This is a genomic window from Fulvivirga aurantia, assembly GCF_009711475.1.
GTDB classification, from domain to species: Bacteria; Bacteroidota; Bacteroidia; order Cytophagales; family Cyclobacteriaceae; genus Fulvivirga; species Fulvivirga aurantia.
In genome coordinates this window covers 1-5819 of record NZ_SMMD01000696.1, presented here as the reverse complement: position 1 = coordinate 5819, position 5819 = coordinate 1, and the positions used below count along the sequence as shown (strand labels likewise).

Genomic DNA, 5819 nt, shown 5'->3' with positions numbered 1-5819 from the left:
AATACTCTACTGATCGACTTTAAAAGATTAAACTATGTGCAATCAAATCTTGAGTATAGTGGCACATCGAATGCTTACGCTAGTTGAATTCTTCATCAGAGCCTTACCAAGCCTCTGAGGCTTAGTAAGGCTGTTATCAAGCCATTCTGTTGTTTAATGATTAGGTCCTAAAAATTTCCTCCTTTAAAAATCTTTAGCCTTTTTCAGATTTTACTCGTAACTAGTTTTAGTAAATCCCTCTCTTTATGGAAACATTGGAAAAGGAAGTGTCTACGGCTGAAGAGCCACGTCCTCCAAGGCAGTCTCTGTGGCGTGCTTTAAAAGATGCCATTAAAGGCACTGAGGCCGACTATACCAAAATCGATCTGAGAAAGGCTATATTTCTATTGGCTGTACCTATGATTTTGGAATTGGTCATGGAGTCAACGTTTGCAGTTGTAGACATCTACTTTGTTGGTCAATTAGGTGCATCTGCTGTCGCAACTGTGGGTCTTACAGAAACTTACCTTTTTCTTCTATACTCTATCGGGATGGGTCTTTCCATGGCCGTAACCGCCATAATCGCTCGCAGAGTGGGAGAGAAAAAACTTGAAGATGCGGGTACTTCGGCAGTACAATCTATTTTTCTGGCCTTATTGGCATCGTTGCCATTTGCTATTGGTGGTATTTTCTTTTCTAAAGAGCTACTCACTCTCATGGGAGGCGATACCTGGAGTATCACAGAAGGTTACCGATACACACAATGGATGTTGGGCGCTAACGCCATAATCATGCTGCTGTTTGTGATCAATGCTATCTTCCGGGGTGCTGGCGATGCAGCTGTCGCCATGCGCGTTTTATGGATAGCCAATGGCTGTAACATCATCCTCGACCCATTGCTAATATTTGGTTGGGGGCCCATCCCGGCTTTAGGTATAGAAGGGGCCGCTATCGCTTCAACCATAGGACGAGGGGTGGGTGTTGCCTTACAATTTTATATTCTTTTTAAGGGAGGTAAGCACATCAAAGTAGTAGCCAGTCAGGTTTACTGGAAAGCTTCTGTCGTTCTCAACATCATAAAAACCTCATTAGGTGGTATTGGCCAGATGGTGGTGGCAATGACTTCCTGGATTTTTCTCATGCGTATTTTGGCAGATATTGGTAGTGAAGCGGTGGCAGGCTCTACCATTGCTTTAAGAATCATGTTATTCACCATGATGCCAGCCTGGGGAATGTCTAATGCTGCTGCCACATTGGTAGGGCAAAATTTGGGGGCTAACAATCCTGACAGAGCTGAGGCTTCGATTTGGAAAATAGGTGTTTACAATATGATATTCCTGGTTGGCGTTTCTCTGCTTTATTTCTTTTTCAACGAATCACTCATGGGGATATTTACCGATAACCCAAATGTGATAGAAATAGGAGGTACGTGGTTGCAAATTCTTTCTTACTCATACTTTGTTTACGGATGGTGGATGGTTTCTGTGCAGGCCTTTAATGGCTCTGGTGATACAACAACACCTACAAAAATCAACCTGGTGTTTTTCTGGCTGATTCAGATTCCTCTTTCTTATTACCTGGCCATTGAGGCTGATTGGGGCTACTCAGGTGTCTATTGGGGTGTGTTCTTTTCGGAGACGGCTGTAGGTCTGTTTACGCTATGGCTGTTTACCAAAGGTAAGTGGAAGACTGTCTCGGTTTAGGTCACAATTAATGGATTTATAACCTCTGCCTGCTATTTTTGTTTCTTTTATAAATAAGAGTTTATAAAATATGAGCAAACATAAGAAAGGGAAAGAGGTAATCATGTCTGATGAGGAGTTGGAAAGGTTGCGCGATAAGATAACGACTACTCCTTCTACTTTACCTTATGCACACACCGTAGGCGGTGCCGTAGTAAAACCCGAGGATAAGGGTAAAATTAAAGGATTGGCTGTAAGGGCAATGCAAGAACAATCTCAAATGCAGCTTGATAAAGTATATGAGCAAGTAAAGGTGCTCTTTAAGCAGGCCGAAGAAATAAAAAGCAGGGTCGATATTTCTGAAAGAATATACCAGGCGGAAATTAAATTTAAACCCACTATTGGGCATGTTTATCACCTGTATCAAAAGTCCGATGGCTCGGAAATACTTTCTTTCGTTTCGCCAAAAGAATGGGGTAATTCCATGCCTTTTGAAAAACATTTGGCTACGGTTAAGCTCCTCTCAGATCATACCTGGCACATTGAGGAGAGTAATTTGTAAGTGAATTGATTACTAATGGTAACGCTGTAAGTGTAGTAAAGAAATTAAAGTAAAAGAGCCCTGAAGTTTATTCCAGGGCTCTCTTAAATGACGCGACTAATTTTTCACAAAACGCTTACTAAGCACCTCTCTATCAGTTTCAATGCTAATGAGATAAACACCGCTTTTGAGATTTGCAACGTTAATCTTATTCAGGTTTTTATCGAAACTTTTAATTAATTGACCTTTAGGGTCATAAACTTTAATGCTATTTACTTCTTCACCAGTTTCAATCATTAGGTAGCTTGTAGTGGGGTTCGGGAAGATTCTTAACATGTTGTTATTTTCTTCTATACCAAGAATTGTAGCATCTTCTCCATCACAGTTTTCGTCAATGTTGTTGTTGGGTATATCAGTTGCATCGGGATTAATATCAGCATTTGTATCGTCACAATCTTCCCAAGAGTAATAACCATCACTGTCGTTATCTTGATTTTGTATATTCAGGTTATCAATACCCCATCCCCAGGCTGTAAGGTACGCGTCTGAAAACAATCTAAATCTAACTTGAATAATTTCTCCAGCCGTGAATGTTTCCAACATATCAATTTCCCTTTGTGCAAATAAGGAGCTTGATGCAGCATTGGAAATCCCACTCCAGTTGGAGTTAGCTCGTGAATCATAACCATCTATTATAGGAATCCATTCTGCTCCATCTCTTGAGCCTTCCACAATCACATAGTCCCAAAATTCATAGTCTCCAAAAGCAGAGCCTTGATCACCTTCTTCTACTTGTGCCACTTCATCAAACTTGATAATGGCATTATGCTCTGCAACTATAATAGGGGTAGTAAGCTTGGCAATTAGATTAGAAGATACCGGGTAAGGGTGAACTGTATGCAAGAGTTTACTATCAAAGTCATCTAGGCCAGTAATAGACCATTTTTCTAAAGCGAATTCACTATTGTCAGGTAGATCAAAGTCGTTTGAATAAAAATTGACGGGCTCAATTGGCGTGTTAATGGTTAAATAATGCTTTGAAGAATAATAATCGATACCATCTTTTGTAGATACAATTTGGAATTCATATTCGCCACTTTGGGTAAACGTGAGTGTTTCACTTACCTCTTCGATATCAGTGTTTGCATCAAGTACCAACAATTGTTCTCCATTCACATAAATTGAAGTTGCATCGTAAGCCCCGCGAAGATCAATATCAATTTTTGCTGTCATCTCCGTTAAAGAGGGACTGATTTTATTGATTTTTGGAGAGAGTGCTACCTTAGGAGCTGAAAAACCGGCAAGATCAGCAATGTCCGCAGTCCAAATACCACGTCCATGAGTAGCTATTACCACTTGCCCATCCTTAATTTTCATGTCCCAAATGGCAACTGAAGGGAATTGATCTAGAATATTCCATGAAGCACCGCCATCAAGAGATTCGAACAATCCGATTTCTGTACCTGCCCAGAGTACATTATCATCATATGGCATGGCTTGTAAGGCAAAAGTAGCAACATTAGGAAAGCCAGTGCTAGCGCTTTCTGCACTATAACCAGAAATATCTGTCCATGTGCGACCTAGGTCAGTTGTTTTTAAAACCTTTGGTGAGTCTGCAACTGAGAATACAGCAAAAGCCGTATTGGCATCAGTCGGATGAGAATAAATTCCTGTACATAACCCTATATTACTGAAATTTGGGACTGGATTGAAGCTAAGCCCTCCATCTTGTGAGACAAAAAGATTTCTTTCATTACTCATACCGCCACCTGCCCAAACGATACGCGGATCTGCTTTTGAAACTTCTACATCTGTACCAGACCAAAGCCCCCAACCGTCATTAATATCCATTTCAGCTAATTGCCAACTTTTGCCGAAATCTGAGCTTCTATAAACACCTAATGCTTCCACAGCAAATAGTACATCAGGATCTTGATAGGCGTTAGAGAGCCGAGACACAAAAGGAGACTGCCCACTGGTAGATGCCAAACCATTGGTGGCGTAATAAACAGTTTTTCCTCTATCTTCGGTGGCCGTAAAGCCGTTATATTGCCATCCTCCAATGTATTTATCCGGGTTGGTGTAATGTGCGACAACCTCAAAGCCATCTCCACCAAGGCTAAAAATAAAGTTAGAAGTTTCAGAAGCCTTTTCATTATCAGGAGATACCCAAGTTCCATTGTCTTGAGCACCACCAAGGTATTCTTCTTCGCCAGCTAGCTTGTCAGCCCCATAAAATTGGGTAGTATTATAGCCAGCACCTGACCAGGTCCAATCACCATTGTTGACCCCAGGAGTTTTGGATGAGTTTGATAAATATACACCTCCATCATTGCCTACTATAATCTTAAACTCTTCTTCAGCTTCATTGGTTTTTATTGCCGTTAGAAAATGCTGGTCAGGATGTACACCTACAGGTGAAGTTCCAAATTCAAAAGCATTGGTTCCATCGTAGTCATTATATACATCAGAAACTATATCAAGTGTGGCAGAATTACCGTCTTTGATAATAGAGAAAAGGCCGATACCTCCGAAATAGACATGGTCATCGTTGTATGGATTTACCATGATGGTATTGTCATAATAACCTTGAGTTCCTAAAAACCCCACATTAGAATCATTATATTGAACCGCTAAGTAATTCCAGGATGTACCACCATCTTCTGTGTAGTACATGTCAGACCCTGTTCCAGAGATATTGCCAACCGCTGATGCATACACTTTGTCTGGGTTTGTAGGTGATACCGCAAGTTCAATTCTTCCATAAATATCCAAACCGCTACGGACGAGTGACCAATTAATCCCTCCATCAGTTGATTTGATAACCCCTAACTCGGCAATGGCTGCATATTGAATGTTAAAATCACTTGGAGCTGCCACTATTTGTTGAATAGAATATAAATAATTGTTGAATACCTTAGTCCAGCTGGTGCCTCCATCAGTGGATCTCATGATCGCACTAGTTCCATCAAAACCACTACCAGTTCTTTTATGACCACTGGTGCTTGCCAACAAGACATTCTCGTTATTAGGATCAACGATTATTCTGCTTACATTAATAAAATCTGATGTTACCGTATTGGGCAGTAATGACCAGTTTGTACCTTTATCTTCCGATTTATAAATTCCTTCACCATTAAACTTAAATGACGAATTATAAATAAACCCCTCACCAGTTCCGGCATAAATGACGGATGTATTGGCCTCTGACATTGCCAGAGTTACTACTGACATGTTATCTAAATCAGGGGCTATTTCTGTCCAGCTTTGACCACTGTTAGTGGTTTTCCAAATACCACCGCTTACATTACCTGCAAACCAGGTATTACCTGAAGCATCGTCAGGGTCTACTAGAACTGTCCTGGTTCTTCCTGGTACATTAGCTGGCCCTCTCTCTTTGAAAGTCGCTTTGGTAGCTTCAATTCTGGCTTTACTCCTTTTTCGTTTAGCCTTTGCTAATTCCTGAGTTTTGTTAAAAGCCTCGTATTGTGGGTATTTGGGAGTAGTTGTAATATCTTCTTGTCCCATCTTAATAGCCGACATGTAGTAGGCAAATTTTTCAGGACCATCGTATTTTTTATTATTTATAATTAATGACTTCTTTTTGGGTGCCTTTT

Annotated in this window: 3 protein-coding genes; 2 read left to right on the top strand and 1 reads right to left on the bottom strand. The window is 40.6% G+C overall.

Features of this window, described 5'->3' with window-relative positions; genetic code table 11:
• Positions 1–245 precede the first annotated feature (245 nt).
• On the top strand, positions 246–1682 hold the full coding sequence (locus E1176_RS07585) for an MATE family efflux transporter (RefSeq protein ID WP_155210005.1): 1437 nt from the start codon (positions 246–248) through the stop codon (positions 1680–1682).
• A 70-nt stretch (positions 1683–1752) separates the two neighbouring features.
• On the top strand, positions 1753–2223 hold the full coding sequence (locus E1176_RS07580) for a DUF2452 domain-containing protein (protein ID WP_155210004.1): 471 nt from the start codon (positions 1753–1755) through the stop codon (positions 2221–2223).
• A 96-nt stretch (positions 2224–2319) separates the two neighbouring features.
• Here the strand turns inward: E1176_RS07580 and E1176_RS07575 are convergent.
• On the bottom strand, positions 2320–5819 hold a 3500-nt coding region (locus tag E1176_RS07575), incomplete at its 5' end, for a VPS10 domain-containing protein (protein ID WP_155210003.1).